This window comes from Desulfovibrio gilichinskyi, assembly GCF_900177375.1.
In the GTDB taxonomy this organism is placed as follows: Bacteria; Desulfobacterota; Desulfovibrionia; order Desulfovibrionales; family Desulfovibrionaceae; genus Maridesulfovibrio; species Maridesulfovibrio gilichinskyi.
The window spans coordinates 642,248-658,741 of record NZ_FWZU01000001.1; the positions used below are offsets into that span (position 1 = coordinate 642,248).

Below are 16,494 nucleotides of genomic sequence, written 5' to 3' on the forward strand. Positions count from 1 at the left end.
GTGCCCAGTTAGGCTTTGTTGTTTTTACCGACAGCCGCTTTCAAAAAACCGCGACGTGATTGCTTTGTAGAAACAGGGCCATGAGCCATCATAGTATTACGCTGTTCAGCTGAAGCCAGAAGATGATCATGATAATTTTCCGGTGCTGATTCGCACAGGTAGATAACCCGAACATCTTCAGGGTCGGCAAGGAAAGCTTTCGGCTTGGTCTTTTGAACCTCTGCCAGACGCTTATTCGCAAGCGCGAGCATATCATCACGATCACCGAAGTTCATGGTTCCGGTCGGACAGCTCTTCACACACGAAGGAAGCATACCCATTTCAACTCTGTCTATGCACATGTCACATTTGTTCCACAGACCTGTTTTCGGGTCTTGACGCGGTACATTGTAAGGGCAGATCTCTTCACTTGTAATTTTACCCGGTATGATGACGGCCTTATCCGTCATTACAACTGCGCCGGTTTCAGGGTCTTGAGTTACTCCTCCGGGCGCATACATATTGATCATGTATTTACATGGAGGCTCAATACAATGCCGGCACTGTTCAGGAAAGAACAGCCAGCTCAGCTTACCTTTATCATCATGCACTTCATTAAAGCGTACAAGGCGAATAGTTTTAGAAGACAAGTCCTGCGGGTTCTGATGTGATCCCACATTACGAGTATGTTCCGCAGGCAGTTTTTTCCACTGCTTGCAGGCTACCTGACAACCGCGGCAGGCGGTACAGAGAGTGAGGTCTACAAAAAAGGATTTACCGTTCATTATCTGTCACCCTCCTTCCACTTGCGCAGATTCACCATAAAGGCTTTATATTCAGGAATACCGGTATTCGGGTCGCCGACGTTCGGAGTAACTATATTAGCGGAGTCTCCGCCGTTGATAGGTGTTACCCATCCGAAATGCCATGGCATACCGACCATATGAATCTGTTGCCCTTGAATTAAGTAAGGGCTGATTCGTTCGGTAACCATTGCAATAGCCCACAGTGAACCGCGAATACTTTCAATTGTGACTTTGTCACCGTTTTCAATTCCGCGAAGTTTAGCCAGTTCCGGGCTGATTTCTACAAACATCTGCGGCTCAGCTTCAACGAGCCATGATTGCCAGCGGGTCATTGAGCCAGTCTGCCAATGTTCGGTGACACGATAAGTTGTTCCGACAAATGGATAGCGCGGGTTACAAACTGCTTTTTTCTCACTTAGAATCTGCACAGCTGTCGGGCTGTGAAGACGCTTGGAGAATGGATGGTCTGCAACCGGACATTCCAGCGGTTCATAGTATTCAGGAAGCGGTCCATCAGCGCGACCTGGGCCGAACAGCTGTCCGAAGCCATTTTTCTGCATGATAAATGGATGTTTTGTTCCGGGCTTCCATCCGCCATCAGGAACATCGCCGATCCATTTTGTGCCGTTCCATGCAATGACAGGTTTTTCCGGATTCCAAGGATTACCGTTGGAGTCTACAGATGCACGGTTATATAGAATACGACGGTTAACAGGCCAGCACCATGTCCAGTTAGGGAACAAACCGATTTTTGCCTGTTCTTTAGTCTGAGAAGCATCATGCCGTTCAGCTTTATTGCCTTCATCGGTTACGGAGTTGCAATACAGCCAGTTACCGGAAGTTGTTGAACCGTCAGCCTGTAAGAAAGCAAAGCTCGGAACCTGCTGCCCTTTTTTAAATGATTTACCGTTTACGACAGTATCTTTTGTGAACCATCCGTTTGCAAGTTTAGCTGTCTGCTGAGCACTGAATTCGTACTTACCTTCTTCATTCTTTTCACACATATTATTGAAACTTAAATGTGTGATCGGTTCAGGGTATGCACCGCCTTCGGCTTCATAAAGGTGAACAAGCTCTTCCCATATTTCGTGGAAGTAATGACCGTCAGTCTTTACATCACCAAAGGTGTCAGGTCCCTTGTAACGCCATTGCATCCAGCGACCTGAGTTGGAGACTGATCCTTCTTTTTCAATAGCAGAAGCACACGGGATAAAGAATGTTTCAGTCTTGACCTTCTTTGGGTCCATGTCCGGACCTTTCCAGAAGTCACTTGTTTCACAGCGGAAAAGGTTTACGTTGACCATCCAGTCCAGTTTGCTGAGAGCCTTACGGGTTTTAAATGAGTCAGAACTCGAACACGCAGGGTTCATTCCCCATACAAGACCGCCGCTAAATCCGCCTTCATACATTCTGTCGATCAGTGGAATCCATGAATAGACACTGGCTTTATGTGAATCCAGACGAGGAAGATATTGATATCCTTCTTCCGGTGTGTCCTCAGAATACATCGCCTTTATAAGGCTGGCAGAGTACTTAGGATAATTCTGCCACCAGTTGGCACTTTCCGGGTCCTTGCTGGCAGGAGTATAAGTATTGTTGTATTGCTCAAGAGTATCTTGACCTGCAAGCGGAGTTTTAAGATAGCCGGGAAGGATATGGTAAAGGAGAGCGTAGTCAGTTGAACCCTGAACGTTACATTCACCGCGAAGTGCGTTAACACCTCCGCCGGCAATACCTATGTTACCAAGCATTAGCTGGATCATTGCCATGGCGCGAATGTTCTGAACTCCGACTGAATGCTGCGTCCAGCCCATTGCGTACATGATAGTTCCGGCTTTATCTTTCACGCCGGTAGCTGTGTATGTCTTGTAGAGTAATTCAAGATCCTTAGTTGAAACACCGGAAATAGATGAAACTTTTTCAGGTGTATACCGTGAGTAGTGATCTTTAAGAATCTGGAATACACAACGAGGATTTTTCAAACTCTTATCTTGTTTCGGAACACCATTTTCATCAAGTTCAAAAGCCCACTTTGACTGGTCGTATGAATTGGTGGTGTGGTTGAATCCGCTGAATAAACCGTCGTTAAATCCGTAATCTTTGCCAACTATAAAAGCTGCATTGGTATAGTTGACCATGTATTCAAGGAAATACTTTTTATTATTGATGATATAGTTGATCATACCGCCGAGGACAGCGATATCAGTACCTGAGCGTAAAGCAATATAAGCATCAGATCTGGCTGATGTGCGTGTGAAGCGTGGGTCGACATGTATGATTTTGCCGCCGCGCTGCTGTGCTTTTACAGCCCATTTAAAGGAAATTGGATGATTTTCGGCAGCGTTACTGCCCATTATCAAAATACAATCACTGTTTTGTAAATCGTTCCAGTGATTTGTCATCGCGCCGCGTCCGAACGACTCTACCAGAGCCGCAACTGTTGCGCTGTGTCAGATCCTTGCCTGATGTTCAACATAGACCAGGCCTAAAGAACGCATGAAGCTGTGCATAGCTAGACATTCTTCATTATCCAGCGCAGCTGAACCAAGAGAAGCGATTCCCATGGTGCGGTTAACGACCTGACCTTTATCATTCTTTTCCTGAAAAGATTTGTCGCGAGAATCTTTTATAAGACGGGCAATACGTTTTTTGCAAAAGTCCCAATCTTTTTCTACAAATTCTTCACCGTAAGGTGCGCGGTACAGAAATTTTCCGGGACGATCCGGATTTTCTGTCATCTGAATAGAGCTTGCTCCCTTAGCGCAAAGCGAGCCTTCATTAATAGGGTGATCAGGATCACCTTCAACGTTGACTGCCCGTTTGGTTTCAAGTGAGGTGTTTACTAAAAGACCGCAACCGACAGAGCAGAAAGCACAGACTGAAGTGGTTTGTTTGGTCCATTTAGGATCAAGGTTTTTAGCCCGATCAACAGCCGGAGCTGCAAAAGCCTTACTGAGTCCGCCGAAAGCCGGAACAGCAGCAAGCCCGGCGGCTGCAACCGTTGTAAGTTTCACAAAATCTCTACGATTAATTCTCATCATCGCTCCTTAAATTTTGTTCTGGTTATCTTCCACGAATTTCTCGCCCTTGAGTGACTTGCAAATGGTAGCCGGATAAATTGACATGAGCAGGGCGGTTAAAAAAGTCCCCAAGCATTAGAGGTGCGTGAGAATGAGAATATGTAAAATAGCATATTTCCATTTCCTCCGCTGCCGCAGCGCAAATTTCCAGCGAAATGCCAAGACCATTAAAGGGCAATTGAAACGTTATGACCTCAATTGATTTGTTTGAACTGTTCAGATTTTTCATGAATTCATTCATCTCTGATCGATTAAGGTTAAGATGTTTTAATCCTTCAAATGTCACTTAAAAACAGTACAGTTCAGAAAAAACTAATAATTGAAAGGTTTAAAAATAAAAAACAGTCAAAAAAAAGAAAATTTCAATTCTCGTAAATTCAAACTATACACATAGCTAAAAAGATTAAAAAAAAACTTGCTTGTTGTGCGACTGACACAATTGCAAGTTTTAGTGATTAATCAGAAATGAATAATTGTTATTCTAAGTATATGGTATTTAAGGATATATACAATAAAAGAGTGTTTGAGGAGTTAAAACTTTTAAAATCCAAAAGGCGGTATGAAACAGAATTAATCTGTTTTATTGTGACTTAATATACTAAATTAATTGTTTAATTGTATTTTAAATGACTGGCAGAAAACTATTGTTTCATTTTCGACATAATAAAAACTCCCGCAAACATTTTAAATGAATGCGGGAGTTCGTAAGCATAATGATTAAGATTTATCTTTGTAAGCTTTAATCAAGTTTTTTGCGTGCAGTTCCAGCTTTATAGAATGGAAGTTCACTTTTCACAGCAGTCAGGTCTGTGCGTGTTCCTTTGACTATAAATGTTTCTGCATCTGCAACTTCGGCCTTAACATAAGCAAGAGCTACTGAATACCCTAAAGTCGGAGAGAAAGAGCCGCTGGTAACAATTCCGACTTCTTTACCATCAAGAAGAACTTTGTCTCCATGTCTTGCTGAGCGACGGCCTTCAATGGTTAAAGGAATCAACATTTCTTTAACGTCCGTGAAAGCATCGTCAGAAAGTACGAAGGAGTAACCGCCTTCACGCGGATTATGATCAGTATCCAAATCTTGACCGTAGAGTGGATATCCGAGTTCAAGGCGTAAAGTATCACGTGCTCCGAGTCCTATGGGTTCGACACTGTCTACAGCAACAAGTTTTTCCCAAAGGGATTGAGCCTTGTCAGCAGGGAGGTAGAATTCATAGCCAAGTTCGCCTGTATAACCTGTACGGCTGATAATGAGCTTATAACCGTCAAATTCAGTTTGTTCAAAGTTGAAATATTTAAGATGTTTAAATTCTCTACCAAATACTTTTTCAAGGACATCTAAAGAAAGTGGACCTTGTAAGTCAATTTTAGCTGTTTCGTAAGAAATGTTTTCGAAATTAACTCCATCTGGAAGATGACTGTCTATCCAGTTGAAATCGCCTTCTTCACAGGCTCCGTTAACAACAAGCATGTAGGAATCTTCAGCAAGGCAGTAGATAATAAGGTCGTCTAGAACTCCGCCTTTTTCGTTTGGCAAAAAACCATAGCGGCATTTACCGGGGGCGAGTGTGTCAAGATTTTGCGTTACCAGTTTATTGAGAGCATCCTTTGCTCCTTTTCCGGAGAGTAAGAATTCGCCCATATGGCTGATATCGAAGACACCTGCTTTTTCGCGGGTATGTTTGTGCTCTATGATAATACCTTGATATTGAACAGGCATTTCAAAACCGGCGAAAGGAACAAGTTTAGCTCCATTTTCACGGTGCCATTCAGTAAGGGGGGTAGTGCGTAAAGATGACAAATTATCCTCCAGTTCAAAACTGATAGTTTATTTAGGCTTGAAACAGCCTATTCTTTTGGGTTGAGATTAAAACATTCCGCTTACAACTGTTCCGTCCTCGTATTTAGTACGACTTTTCCGAATTGATTTAAATTCATCTAGAAGAACGACTAAACGTCCATAATATTTTTTTATTTTAAGACCATATTCAGTAAGGGTATCTTCAGGGCAGGTGATATATGTACGCCTGAGATAAGGGTCATTTAGAACTCTGTCACCTATACTTAGAGTTGTTGCCACAAGTTTGTCAAAATAGTTTACTATTTCAAACTTAAGATCATTCATAATCCCGGTCATTTCTTGAAGCATTTCCAGATAGGAAATTTTTTTACCCCGGAATACTCGGCCCTTAAGATCTTCTAAGATTTTCAGCTTTCTTGCCTGCTGGATGTAACTGTATTTAGACCATACTTCTTGATATAAATCTGACAGATCGTTGAACTGTTCATAATTATCCGGTGTAAGCAGATAACTGTCCAGAACTTTAACAACACCGGAATAGAATTCTTCGGAATAACCGACAATTCTGCGCTGATGTTTGGAAAGCCATGCAAAAAGGAATTTTAAGCGTCGTTCGTGTGTTTCTGTATCCTGAATAAGCTCATTTCGTTTATAAACAATACTGCCTGCATATTCACCGCGTACAATATCGTTTAACAGCAGAGTCATGCTGCTGGCATCTTTAATAATATTGAATTTGGTAGAGCATTCACCGGTTAAAGGGTGAATTACTTCCTGCTTGTAAACAGATAATGCACGATCTTCACGGACGTTTTCCATATTAAATTTGTGCTGGCGGTATCTGACTTTTAGAATAACTACACGTTTTTTGACATCAACAAAAAATCCGCCTTTTTTCAGTTCAGCTAAAGTTTCCTTATTTTCAGGGCTTACTTGCACTAAAGCAATTTTTTCAACACGTGGATAATGCTTTGCTTTCGGATGTGAGAATAAGGATGTTATGGTTCTATCTGATTGTCCAAGTACCCTGACCATAAATCTTTCACCCATCCTGAAAAGGCGGCGGGCGAAAAGCGCTGATGATGTTCTCCGTTCAGAAACAATTGGAAAACCATGAAGTTCCATAAGGAAAGTGTAAACAAAAAGTCTGTTCAACTCATATAAATTATTGCTGCCGGGTTTAAACTTCCTGATTTTGATTCCGAATCGTTTAAGTTCTGTGTCCAAATCGGAGGGCAGAGATCCAAAGATACCTGAAAGATAAAATTTGCCTGTTTCATCTTGTGCCATAACATGCGCACGTTCAATTTCAAGCAGATACGGAAGGATTTTTCCGTAGTTTTCAATAGTAGAAATATCGGAAGAGCCGAACTCATTCAAAAAATCTTTATGTGATCTTTTAGGAAGTCTGCTTTCAAAGGTTTCAATATTGTTTTTTTTAATAAAATTAAAACGCGGGCATGAGTTTGACTCTTTAGAGTCATTTTCAAGAACAGGCTTGTGCAGTATGTCAAATTGAAAAGTTTCGTGGAAGTAATTAATCGGACGCTCAAGCACTACCATGCTGAAACCCGGCAATTTTTTGTATTCGTATAAATCTACTTCAAAAGAAGGGAGCAGTTCGCGTGCATCAACAAGGGGGTAAGAATCGCGTTGTTCAAAATACGGACGCAGGAGACAGTTTTTTATGTGAACATGATCAAGGTAGAGTCTAATCCCATCAAGGGATTTAAGATTATAGAGTTCATCACTGTTAACAGCCGTTTCTTCGGGACTCACTCCCATAAATTTGGAAAAAGCTTCCTGCCACATAAATAAACCCTACAGATATCGAAGGTTTGAAAACTTAATCAGTTCCATTTTTCTAAAAAAAATTATTTGTTAAAAAAGTAAACTATATTAATAACTATTTTATGAGTTAATGAATATATCGAACCGTAAAGAATTACAATGAATTTTTTCTAGATTTTGTATAGAAATTCTGCCTGACAAAAGCATAGCTTATTGACCGCAATGAGTCTTTCAAATAAGACTAGTAAGAATTTGATTTAAAATTAAAATAATGTACTGGAATCTTAATATAAGGGATTGATAGCAGTGAGTTTTGATAAATGTAACAACCAAGAAAAGAAAGATTTTGAGTGTCCATGTACATACGCAGGTTGCCCGAGGCATGGCCGTTGCTGCGACTGCGTGCATTATCATCGTAAGAAAGATCAGTTGCCCGCGTGCTATTTCACTGCCGAGCAAGAAAAAACATATAATAGAAGTATAGACTTTTTTATTGAGTGCAGGGATAAATAGACGATGCCTAGAAATGAAATTTTGATAAATATTCTCAGCATTGTCTGCAATGTATTTGAAGCGCATACTGTTGTATTGTACCTGCCTGACGGACAACACGGTTATGGACTTTCGACATTTTTCAGCCTTGGCGATGATGTAAATCCCATTGGTAGTCCATTGCAGATTAAGAGTCTGTCCGGAATTGTTCTTAACAAAAAAGAGCCTCTTTTTATCAATAACATGGATAAAAAAGGGGCAACCCCGCTCGGTTATTACGGTACAAAGGAAGATGGAAAGATTAAAGCATTCATGGGAACTCCGCTTGATAATGCACTTGGAGTTATCTGTTTAGACAGTAAACGGACATATTCTTTCAGTACCAAGGATTTAAAAATTCTTTCTCAATTCGGTAAAATGATAGCTTCGATACTTACGTGCATCAGTTCTGCCGATGCTGAAGGCAAGAAGAATGAGTATTTTTTGACTTTAAAATTGCTTCATGACCTTCGGAAAAGACAGCCTAAATGGGATGCCTTTTTAAATAATCTTTTAGAAATGACGGTTGCAGCCAGTACTTATTCTCATGCCTTTTTAACGGTTATTGATCAACGAGGAACTTCGTTTTATGTTGAAGGTGAGAATAAACCTATACTCCACAAAGGAGACTCTAAATCAATTGCATTTCCGATAGGAAGTGGTCTTGTCGGTTGGGTGTATAAAAATCAAGAATCTATTTTTATTGATGAAAACAGTCAGGGACAGGCATGCTCAAGATTGCTGGGAGCCAGTGCCGCTACTAAGGAATTTTTAAGTGTAATTTGCCTACCGCTTGTTTTTCAGAAAAAAACACGAGGTGTTTTAGTTCTGGCAAATGAAAGCCCGTTAAAAATTTCTGAAGATCTTAAAGACTTTTTGTTTATGGTTTCTGAATATTTAACGCAATTTCTCGAGAATCTTTTTTTAAAAAGTAAGCTCGTTGAAGCGCGGACAGCTTTGCAGAAGGTAACCCCTGCAAAGAATAACGCTACTATCTTGATAAATGACAATTAATCCCTTCACAGAAGAGGCTATATTATATGTTATGGGCTAGATTTATAAGCTTTTTGGGCAAAGATCTTGCCATGGACCTTGGTACTGCCAATACACTTCTTTATACACCTAAAGACGGTATTGTTTTAAATGAACCGTCTGTTGTTGCACTTGATGCACGTGATGATTCCGTTATTGCGGTAGGAAAGGAAGCAAAAGAGTACCTTGGAAGAACTCCGGATAAAATCAGAGCCATACGTCCTATGAAAGACGGAGTTATTGCTGATTTTGAGGTTACAAAAAAAATGATATCTTTCTTTATCCAGAAAGTTATCAATAAACGTAATCTTATTAAGCCGAAGATCATTATTTGTGTTCCGACAGGAATTACACAGGTTGAAAAGCGGGCGGTTATTGAATCGGGTCAACAGGCCGGAGCGCGTGAAGTCCGCCTCATTGAAGAGCCGATGGCCGCAGCAATCGGTGCCGGACTTAATATTCATGAGCCGGAAGGTAACATGGTTGTTGATATCGGCGGCGGAACAACTGAAGTTGCCGTTATTACCCTTTCATCTATTGCTCACAGTCAGTCCGTGCGAGTTGCTGGTGACGAAATGAATTTAGCTATCATGCGCTACGTTCAGGATGAATTTAAATTACTGATCGGTGAAAATACAGCAGAGCGGGCTAAAATAACTATCGGTTCAGCAATTGAACTTCCTGAAATTCTTACTATGACAATTTCTGGAAGAAATTTAATTGATGGAAAGCCTAAAGCTATTGAAATTACTGATGCTCATGTAAGGGAAGCCATTTCTGATCCTGTTGCTGCCATTGTCACAGCAGTTAAGATTGCTCTTGAAAATACTCAACCTGAACTGGTTAGTGATATTGCTACCAACGGGCTGCTTTTAGCCGGTGGTGGAGCTCTTTTAAAAGGTCTTGATATTTTGATAAATCGTGAAACAACGCTTAAAGTTATTATTGATGATGATCCTCTGACAACGGTTGTCCGCGGTACAGGACTAAGTCTGCAAAAAGATAAAGGTTTTGAAAAAGTTTATATAAATTAATTTTAATCATTCGGCTGTAAATAATGAATTCTATTCTTAAAAAAGCATCATCGGCTGTTCTTGAAGCTGGAGACATTATTAAGGAAGGGTGGAAAAAACCCAAAAATATTAAGCATAAAGGCCGGATTGATCTTGTTACTGAGACCGATTTGGCCGTTGAGCTTTTTCTTAAAGAAGAACTTTCAAAAATACTTCCCGGATCTTCTTTTTTAGCAGAAGAAACCGCCGGAAATGCTAAACTCGGTGACCGGACGTGGATAATTGATCCTATTGATGGAACAACTAATTTTGCTCACGGTCTGCCCATGATAGCAACGTCTGTTGCCTTATGGGTTGATGGTTCTATTGCTCTCGGGATAATTAACCTGCCAATTTTAAATGAACTTTTCACCGCAGTTAAAGGCGGCGGAGCGTTTATGAATGCTGAACCCATTCATGTTTCGGACTGCGTAAGTCTGGAGGATTCGCTTGTCGCAACAGGTTTTCCTTACGCTATTGAAGAGCATGTTGATTTCATTACCAAGGCACTGAGTAAAGTTCTTTTAAGTACTCAGGGCGTGCGTCGACCTGGAGCAGCCGCTCTTGATCTGGCTTATCTGGCATGCGGTAGATATGACGGTTATTATGAAAATGCTTTAAAGCCATGGGATACAGCCTCAGGGTGGTTGCTTGTTGAAGAAGCAGGCGGAACTGTTTCAGATTATAAGAATAACGAGTTTAACCTTTTCTCATCCAGTATTCTTGCAACCAATTCTAAACTTCATGAACCACTTGGTAAAATCTTAAGATCTTGCTTATAGCTTTCACCTATATCGGGCACATTGCATTTTAGCGTGAAAACTATTTCATTTTGTATAACATTTTTATGTCGTTCAGATATACAAGTTTCGGAGCAAGAAGTTCACGACATTCTTTAAGAAGCCACCCCAATTCATTCATAGAGTAGAAGAATCCGGATTCAACTTCGTTTGGATTGGGTGGCGAAACTGTGTTTAATTTATCCAGTATAAATAGTTTGATAAATTCGTATCCAGTTTCAGATGAAGCCTTCAGTTCAGTAAGTTCTTTGATATTAGCGTGTTCTATTCCCAGTTTTGTTTTTAAGACTCTTAAAGCCGCATCTTCAAATGATTCTTTAACATATACATGACCGCTGGCTGAAAGATCCCATCGTCCCGGATAATGTTTTTTTTCTGCACTTCTTTTTTGTAAATAGAGTTTTCCTTTGTTATCATATATAAGAACGATCACTGATCTGTGTTTCAATGACTGTCTATGAACTTCAGTAAGATTCATTCTTGCAAATGGACAATTTTTAATATCGACAACTTCGACATGATTCGGTTTATTTTTCATTTTTTTTAAATTACTGTTTTTTAATAGATTGCGTGTTCTTCCAATTCAACTGAATTGCGTGTAAAAGAATCAAGTCCGTGTTATTTACAAATTTAACCTTCTAGTTCTGTTTTACTGACAGATAGTTTACAATATGAAAAGCACAGAAGTCACTACTTGTGACCAAATGATAATCGAAGTAGGGCTGGAATCAATTGATGAGATTCGGAATCTTGAAAGGGTGTGTTTTGATTACCACTGGACAGAGGAACAGTTTAAACTTGGACTTGAACGACGAGCCTTTTATATACTTGGATATGTATTAGAGGGTCTTCTGGTCGGCTATCTGGCGTATTCAATAGTTCTTGATGAAATGGAGGTACTCAATTTAGGAGTTCATCCAGATTTCAGGAAGCAGGGAATTGCCAGAGGGTTGATGCTGGCTTTGTTAAAACAATGCCGCGATATAGATGTTGTGAAAGGTCTGCTTGATGTCAAAAGATCTAATATTCCTGCTATATCCCTTTATGAAAGTTTAGGTTTTAAGCAGGTTGGAGTTCGCAAAAAATATTATCCGGATACTAATGAAGATGCTCTTCTTTATGATCTGGATATGTAAATTTTGTTTAACTATTTAATATAACATCATAAAATACGGAGTGAGTATGCGCTTCATTAACGAACTCGACATTTCAGGTAAAAAATTACTTATAAGAGTGGATTTTAATGTCCCTCTTGATGGTGAAACTATTACCGATGATAACCGCATTAAAGCCGCAATCCCAACTATTAAATATGCGTTGGATAATGGAGCTGCTGTTATCATAATGGCTCACCTTGGTAAGCCTAAAGGTAAAAAAGTCGCAGAATTAAGCCTTAAACCTGTAGCCAAACGTTTGGCTGAATATCTCGGAATAGATGTTCCTCTTGCGCCGGATTGTATCGGGGCTGAAGTTGAAAAAATGGCTGCAGCTCTTAATCCAGGTCATGTTTTAATGCTTGAAAACTTACGTTTTCATCCTGAAGAAGAAGGTAAAACCCCTGAATCTAGAGGTGATTTCGGTGCAAAGCTGGCAGCCCTTGCAGATGTATATGTGAATGATGCATTCGGGGTAGCTCACAGACCTAACTCCTCAGTTGTTGATGTCCCTTACCATGCAAAAAAATGCTGCGCAGGCTTTTTACTGAAGCTCGAATGGGAAAATCTCGGCGAAGCTCTTAAGAATCCTGAAAAACCTTATATTGCGATTTCCGGCGGTGCAAAAGTTTCGACAAAACTCGGTATTCTTAATAATTTGATCGGTAAAGTTGATCATTTTATTATAGGTGGAGCCATGGCCAACACATTCCTTCTTGCACAAGGTAAGAATGTGGGTAAGTCTCTTGTCGAAGACGGTCTTGTTGATATAGCCCGTGACATTATGACTAAAGCTGCTGCTTCCGGGACAACTCTTCACCTTCCCGAAGATTTTGTCTGGGGTAAAAATATCGAGGAAGCTGCCGGAATTTGTGATGCCGACCATGTTCCAGCTGATGGAATGCTTCTAGATATCGGCCCGGTAAGTACTCAAAAATTTTGTGATGTTATTTCAGAAGCCAAGACAATAGTCTGGAACGGCCCTATGGGACTTTTTGAAAAACCTGCTTTTGCAGAAGGGTCATTAAAAGTTTGTAAAGCTATGGCCGAATCTGATGGTATTACCATCGTTGGAGGGGGAGATACCGATGCAGTTGTTCACAAGGCTGGACTGCAGGACGACTTCACTTTCATATCCACAGGAGGCGGTTCGTTCCTTGAATTCCTAGAAGGAAAAGAACTTCCCGCCTTCAAAGCCTTGAAGGAGAACTTGGATAAATGAAAAAATTAATGGCCGCTAACTGGAAAATGTATAAAACCCGTGCAGAAGCCAAGGCGACTGCTGAGGATTTTATTTCACGAATTGACGGTAAACTGCCAAGTGATAGAGAAGTCTTAATTGCCGCGCCGTTTACGGCTCTTGAAAGCGTCGGTTCTGCTCTAGCCGGCAAAGCCGGATGCCATCTTTGTGCGGAAAATATGTATCCAGCCAAGGAAGGTGCCTTTACCGGAGAAATATCACCGGATATGCTTAAAGACGTTGGTTGCGGATTTGCCCTTGCAGGACATTCTGAACGCAGACATGTGTTAGGGGAGTCCAGTAAATTTGTGGGTGAAAAAGTTGCATTTGGATTGAAAGCCGGACTTTCGATGATTCTTTGCATCGGTGAAACCATCGAAGAAAGAAAAGCTGGAAAAGTTCAGAAGGTAATTGATGAACAGCTTGAAGTTGGATTAGCTGAAATTCCTGCTGATTTTTTACCTGAATCAATTGTAATTGCTTATGAACCTGTGTGGGCTATTGGAACCGGAGAAGTGGCTGGAACGACAGAAATAGTCGAAGCTCATAGTTTTGTACGAAATAAATTAAAAAGTATTTTCCCTGATAAAGCTAATGAAATCAGGATATTGTATGGTGGAAGTGTCAAACCTGCTAACTGCGCCCAAATAATAGCACTTGACAATGTGGACGGAGTATTGGTAGGAGGCGCGAGCTTGGACGGCGAAAGTTTCAGTCAGATTGCTCTGGCATAAAAAACGCCTTAATCCGAGTTTAAAAAAAAGGAAAAAAAAGCTTTGCAAACGCTCGTAATTACTGTACACATTATCGCCTGCGTGTTTCTGATCATCTTTGTTCTTTTACAGAGTGGTAAGGAAGACATGGGGGTAATCTTCGGCGGAGGAAGTGGCTCTGTTTTCGGTAGTACCGGAGCTGGAGGGGTTTTAGTTAAAATAACCTCTTTTCTCGCAGCGATTTTTTTGATTACATCGCTCAGTTATAACTACCTTGCCGGCAACAGAATGTCAGATGATTCTATCATGCTTCAAGGTGACGGAGTTGTGACCCCGATGCCAGAAGTTGACAAGCCAGCGGTTACTTTTGAAAAGACAGAATCTGCTAAGCCTGAAGCTGTTAAAACAGAAGCTGCCAAGACTGAATAGAAAAAATAGTCAGTTTAAAGATCTTTGATAATATAGGTTCAGTTTTTTTTCAGAGCCGAGGTGGTGGAATTGGTAGACACGCTAGCTTGAGGGGCTAGTGGAAGTTAATTCCGTGGGGGTTCGAGTCCCCCCCTCGGCACCATCTGAAAAATTATATTCAGACTAATAAGTCTAAATATTCTGGACAATTATTTGCAAAAACATCTTGCAAATAAATTCAAAACTCGGTAAACCCTCTTTTACCGAAGCGGTTGCAGACATTGCATCCCTCTAAGTCGAATCGCTCTTTGAATAATTCACCTCTTGCCGAGGTGGTGGAATTGGTAGACACGCTAGCTTGAGGGGCTAGTGGAAGTTAATTCCGTGGGGGTTCGAGTCCCCCCCTCGGCACCATGAAGTGCATAAAGCCGCAACTTGTAAGAGTTGCGGCTTTTTTGTGTTGTAGTGTTTTTCGGAAATAAATACGTTTCCTTAATCTTATCCGATAAAGAGTATGGAACAGTGTATAAGCAACTAAAAAAGCCGCAGTTCTTAGGAACTGCGGCTTTAAAATTAATAGTAAACCTTAATAAGTACTTTTTGCTTTAAGAGGAATGTAACTTACTTATATTTCTTAGCTTAAAAACAATCCAACACTCATCAAAAGACAATACAGAACCAATATTGCGGCGGTTTTACCAAGCATACGTATGTAGACTGGACCTGTTTGCGGCAGTCCTATCATTTTGCAGAGCTTTATACCCAGCGGTAAAACAGCCAAAGGCAGAAGCATCCAGAAAGATTTTAAAAGTACGGCCATTATTAGAGTACAGAGTAGGGCGATAGCAAACCAGACCCGGTATTCAAGTGCGGAAAAAACCCGCCCGAAACGAACGGCCAGAGTGCGTTTGTTTGCTTTGATATCTGTTTCAACATCCCGGTGGTTATTCACCACCAGCAGGTTGGTGCTCAATGCTCCGACTGCCGTGCCCGCCAAAAGGACTATGGCATTGAATCCTCCCGCCTGCACCATATAGGTGCAGCCTACTGCAACCCATCCGAAAAAAATCATTACAAAGATTTCGCCAAGACCCAGGTAAGCCAGAGGGAATGGTCCTCCGGTATAGCCGTAGCCCAGCAAAATAGAAAGAATGCCTACGGCCAGCAACCACCATCCGCCAAAGGGAAGAAGCCCGACTCCAACCATGAATGCCAGAAAGAAGATCACGGCGGTCATGAGTTTCATCCTTTTTAATGATATCAAACCGGAGGCAGTCATCCGTTTAGGGCCTTGACGCTCTTCCGTATCCGCACCTTTTATAAAATCATAGTAGTCGTTTGCGAAATTAGTTCCGATCTGAATAAGCAGGGCAAATAACAGGCAGAGCAAAGCCGGTAGCCATTGAAAACTTTCTGCTTGGAATGCCAGTGCGCTGGCAACCAATACCGGGCATATTGCTGCTGGAAGAGTTTTAGGGCGAATAGCAAGAATCCATGAGTACAAGTTGGTTTTCATAGTTTTCGGTATAATTCCTTAAATGATTCAGAACGTGCTCCTCCCAAACAGACCTTTCGATTAAATTTTGGAAACAGACTTGGATTAAACCTGATTGGGAGGGGCGGGAAAAAAAGAAAGAATCTAGGGCTTAATATAAGCAAAACCTTCAGCTTGCCGTTTACACAGCTCAACAACACCTGCTGGAACTATTTCGCAAACGTCTACCATATTTTCAGGTTTATACTTGAGCTTTTTGAGCGAATTATTGCAGATACAAAATTTAACGCCGTTTGAATGAAGCTCTCTCATGCGGGGAAGGAAATTACCGCAAAACTCAGTTCTGAAAAGTCGTACTGAGTCGCCGTTCGCTACTAGCAGAATTTCTGAAGAATCAACTGAAGGATCTTTCAATAAATTTTCCATATTTCCGAGAGCCATATTCAAAACCTGACCGTCATCCCAATCGATGTGAAAAACAACTTTATAATTCACAGCAAACCTCGCATGTAAAAGTATTTAATTTGTAAAAAGAACAATTATTCATAGACATCAGCTGGTCGTACTAATACAATTTTGACGCTTGCCTGTATATAATTTTATCCAAGGAGA

15 protein-coding genes and 2 tRNA genes are annotated in these 16,494 nt (G+C 40.9%); 10 read left to right on the forward strand and 7 right to left on the reverse strand.

Going from position 1 to position 16,494, the window contains the following annotated elements:
- Positions 1-8: 8 nt before the first annotated feature.
- From B9N78_RS03020 to B9N78_RS03040, 4 genes are all read right to left on the reverse strand, one after another.
- Positions 9-764: a 4Fe-4S dicluster domain-containing protein gene (locus B9N78_RS03020; RefSeq protein ID WP_085098095.1), complete on the reverse strand. Its 756-nt coding sequence runs from the start codon at positions 762-764 to the stop codon at positions 9-11.
- Complete coding sequence (gene fdnG, locus B9N78_RS03025) at positions 764-3,823, reverse strand: formate dehydrogenase-N subunit alpha (RefSeq protein ID WP_085098098.1); 3,060 nt, start codon at positions 3,821-3,823, stop codon at positions 764-766. The genes B9N78_RS03020 and fdnG overlap by 1 nt, the downstream gene beginning before the upstream one ends.
- Before the next feature lie 781 nt (positions 3,824-4,604).
- Entirely contained in the window at positions 4,605-5,666 is a 1,062-nt protein-coding gene (gene gcvT, locus B9N78_RS03035; RefSeq protein ID WP_085098103.1) for a glycine cleavage system aminomethyltransferase GcvT, read from the reverse strand.
- Positions 5,667-5,732: 66 nt separating this feature from the next.
- Positions 5,733-7,478 carry a hypothetical protein gene (locus B9N78_RS03040; RefSeq protein ID WP_085098106.1) on the reverse strand — a complete coding sequence of 582 codons (1,746 nt, stop codon included), beginning with the start codon at positions 7,476-7,478 and terminating at the stop codon, positions 5,733-5,735.
- 285 nt (positions 7,479-7,763) lie between these two features.
- On the opposite strand from B9N78_RS03040, the gene B9N78_RS18425 reads away from it, so the two are divergent.
- From B9N78_RS18425 to B9N78_RS03060, 4 genes are read left to right on the forward strand one after another with little or no spacing between them, the layout of a single operon-like run.
- The gene (locus B9N78_RS18425; protein WP_085098109.1) at positions 7,764-7,970 is read left to right on the forward strand and encodes a DUF6485 family protein; all 207 of its coding nucleotides are present in this window, start codon (positions 7,764-7,766) and stop codon (positions 7,968-7,970) included.
- Positions 7,971-7,973: 3 nt separating this feature from the next.
- The gene (locus B9N78_RS03050; RefSeq protein WP_085098111.1) at positions 7,974-9,002 is read left to right on the forward strand and encodes a GAF domain-containing protein; all 1,029 of its coding nucleotides are present in this window, start codon (positions 7,974-7,976) and stop codon (positions 9,000-9,002) included.
- A gap of 26 nt (positions 9,003-9,028) precedes the next feature.
- Complete coding sequence (gene mreB / locus B9N78_RS03055) at positions 9,029-10,054, forward strand: rod shape-determining protein (protein ID WP_085098114.1); 1,026 nt, start codon at positions 9,029-9,031, stop codon at positions 10,052-10,054.
- A 23-nt stretch (positions 10,055-10,077) separates the two neighbouring features.
- The gene (locus B9N78_RS03060) at positions 10,078-10,854 is read left to right on the forward strand and encodes an inositol monophosphatase family protein (protein WP_085098117.1); all 777 of its coding nucleotides are present in this window, start codon (positions 10,078-10,080) and stop codon (positions 10,852-10,854) included.
- Positions 10,855-10,894: 40 nt separating this feature from the next.
- Here B9N78_RS03060 and B9N78_RS03065 read toward each other — a convergent pair whose 3' ends face one another.
- A complete protein-coding gene (locus B9N78_RS03065) occupies positions 10,895-11,410 on the reverse strand; it encodes an NUDIX hydrolase (protein WP_085098119.1) in 516 nt (171 codons plus the stop codon).
- Positions 11,411-11,543: 133 nt separating this feature from the next.
- Between B9N78_RS03065 and rimI the strand changes: the two genes are divergently transcribed.
- From rimI to B9N78_RS03095, 6 genes are all read left to right on the forward strand, one after another.
- Entirely contained in the window at positions 11,544-12,008 is a 465-nt protein-coding gene (rimI, locus tag B9N78_RS03070; protein ID WP_085098122.1) for a ribosomal protein S18-alanine N-acetyltransferase, read from the forward strand.
- A gap of 46 nt (positions 12,009-12,054) precedes the next feature.
- On the forward strand, positions 12,055-13,248 hold the full coding sequence (locus B9N78_RS03075; protein WP_085098124.1) for a phosphoglycerate kinase: 1,194 nt from the start codon (positions 12,055-12,057) through the stop codon (positions 13,246-13,248).
- Positions 13,245-14,000 carry a triose-phosphate isomerase gene (gene tpiA / locus B9N78_RS03080; protein WP_085098126.1) on the forward strand — a complete coding sequence of 252 codons (756 nt, stop codon included), beginning with the start codon at positions 13,245-13,247 and terminating at the stop codon, positions 13,998-14,000. Before B9N78_RS03075 ends, tpiA begins: the two co-directional genes overlap by 4 nt.
- 42 nt (positions 14,001-14,042) lie before the next feature.
- Positions 14,043-14,408: a preprotein translocase subunit SecG gene (secG, locus tag B9N78_RS03085; protein ID WP_085098129.1), complete on the forward strand. Its 366-nt coding sequence runs from the start codon at positions 14,043-14,045 to the stop codon at positions 14,406-14,408.
- 54 nt (positions 14,409-14,462) lie between these two features.
- Positions 14,463-14,550 (forward strand) — tRNA-Leu (locus B9N78_RS03090).
- 163 nt (positions 14,551-14,713) lie between these two features.
- Positions 14,714-14,801: transfer RNA gene (locus B9N78_RS03095), tRNA-Leu, on the forward strand.
- Between the two features lie 220 nt (positions 14,802-15,021).
- Here B9N78_RS03095 and B9N78_RS03100 read toward each other — a convergent pair.
- Positions 15,022-15,903, reverse strand: coding sequence for a 1,4-dihydroxy-2-naphthoate polyprenyltransferase (locus B9N78_RS03100; RefSeq protein WP_085098132.1), 882 nt, complete (start codon positions 15,901-15,903; stop codon positions 15,022-15,024).
- A gap of 123 nt (positions 15,904-16,026) precedes the next feature.
- Entirely contained in the window at positions 16,027-16,377 is a 351-nt protein-coding gene (locus B9N78_RS03105) for a DsrE family protein (protein ID WP_085098134.1), read from the reverse strand.
- Between the last annotated feature and the right edge of the window lie 117 nt (positions 16,378-16,494).

What these genes read in the sequence shown, in the direction of transcription:
- B9N78_RS03020 (WP_085098095.1), bottom strand. Translation starts at nt 764, where the DNA reads ATGAACGGTAAATCCTTTTTTGTAGACCTCACTCTCTGTACCGCCTGC.
- B9N78_RS03040 (WP_085098106.1), bottom strand. Translation starts at nt 7,478, where the DNA reads ATGTGGCAGGAAGCTTTTTCCAAATTTATGGGAGTGAGTCCCGAAGAA.
- B9N78_RS03050 (WP_085098111.1), top strand. Translation starts at nt 7,974, where the DNA reads ATGCCTAGAAATGAAATTTTGATAAATATTCTCAGCATTGTCTGCAAT.
- mreB (WP_085098114.1), top strand. Translation starts at nt 9,029, where the DNA reads ATGTTATGGGCTAGATTTATAAGCTTTTTGGGCAAAGATCTTGCCATG.
- B9N78_RS03060 (WP_085098117.1), top strand. Translation starts at nt 10,078, where the DNA reads ATGAATTCTATTCTTAAAAAAGCATCATCGGCTGTTCTTGAAGCTGGA.
- B9N78_RS03065 (WP_085098119.1), bottom strand. Translation starts at nt 11,410, where the DNA reads ATGAAAAATAAACCGAATCATGTCGAAGTTGTCGATATTAAAAATTGT.
- rimI (WP_085098122.1), top strand. Translation starts at nt 11,544, where the DNA reads ATGAAAAGCACAGAAGTCACTACTTGTGACCAAATGATAATCGAAGTA.
- B9N78_RS03075 (WP_085098124.1), top strand. Translation starts at nt 12,055, where the DNA reads ATGCGCTTCATTAACGAACTCGACATTTCAGGTAAAAAATTACTTATA.
- tpiA (WP_085098126.1), top strand. Translation starts at nt 13,245, where the DNA reads ATGAAAAAATTAATGGCCGCTAACTGGAAAATGTATAAAACCCGTGCA.
- B9N78_RS03100 (WP_085098132.1), bottom strand. Translation starts at nt 15,903, where the DNA reads ATGAAAACCAACTTGTACTCATGGATTCTTGCTATTCGCCCTAAAACT.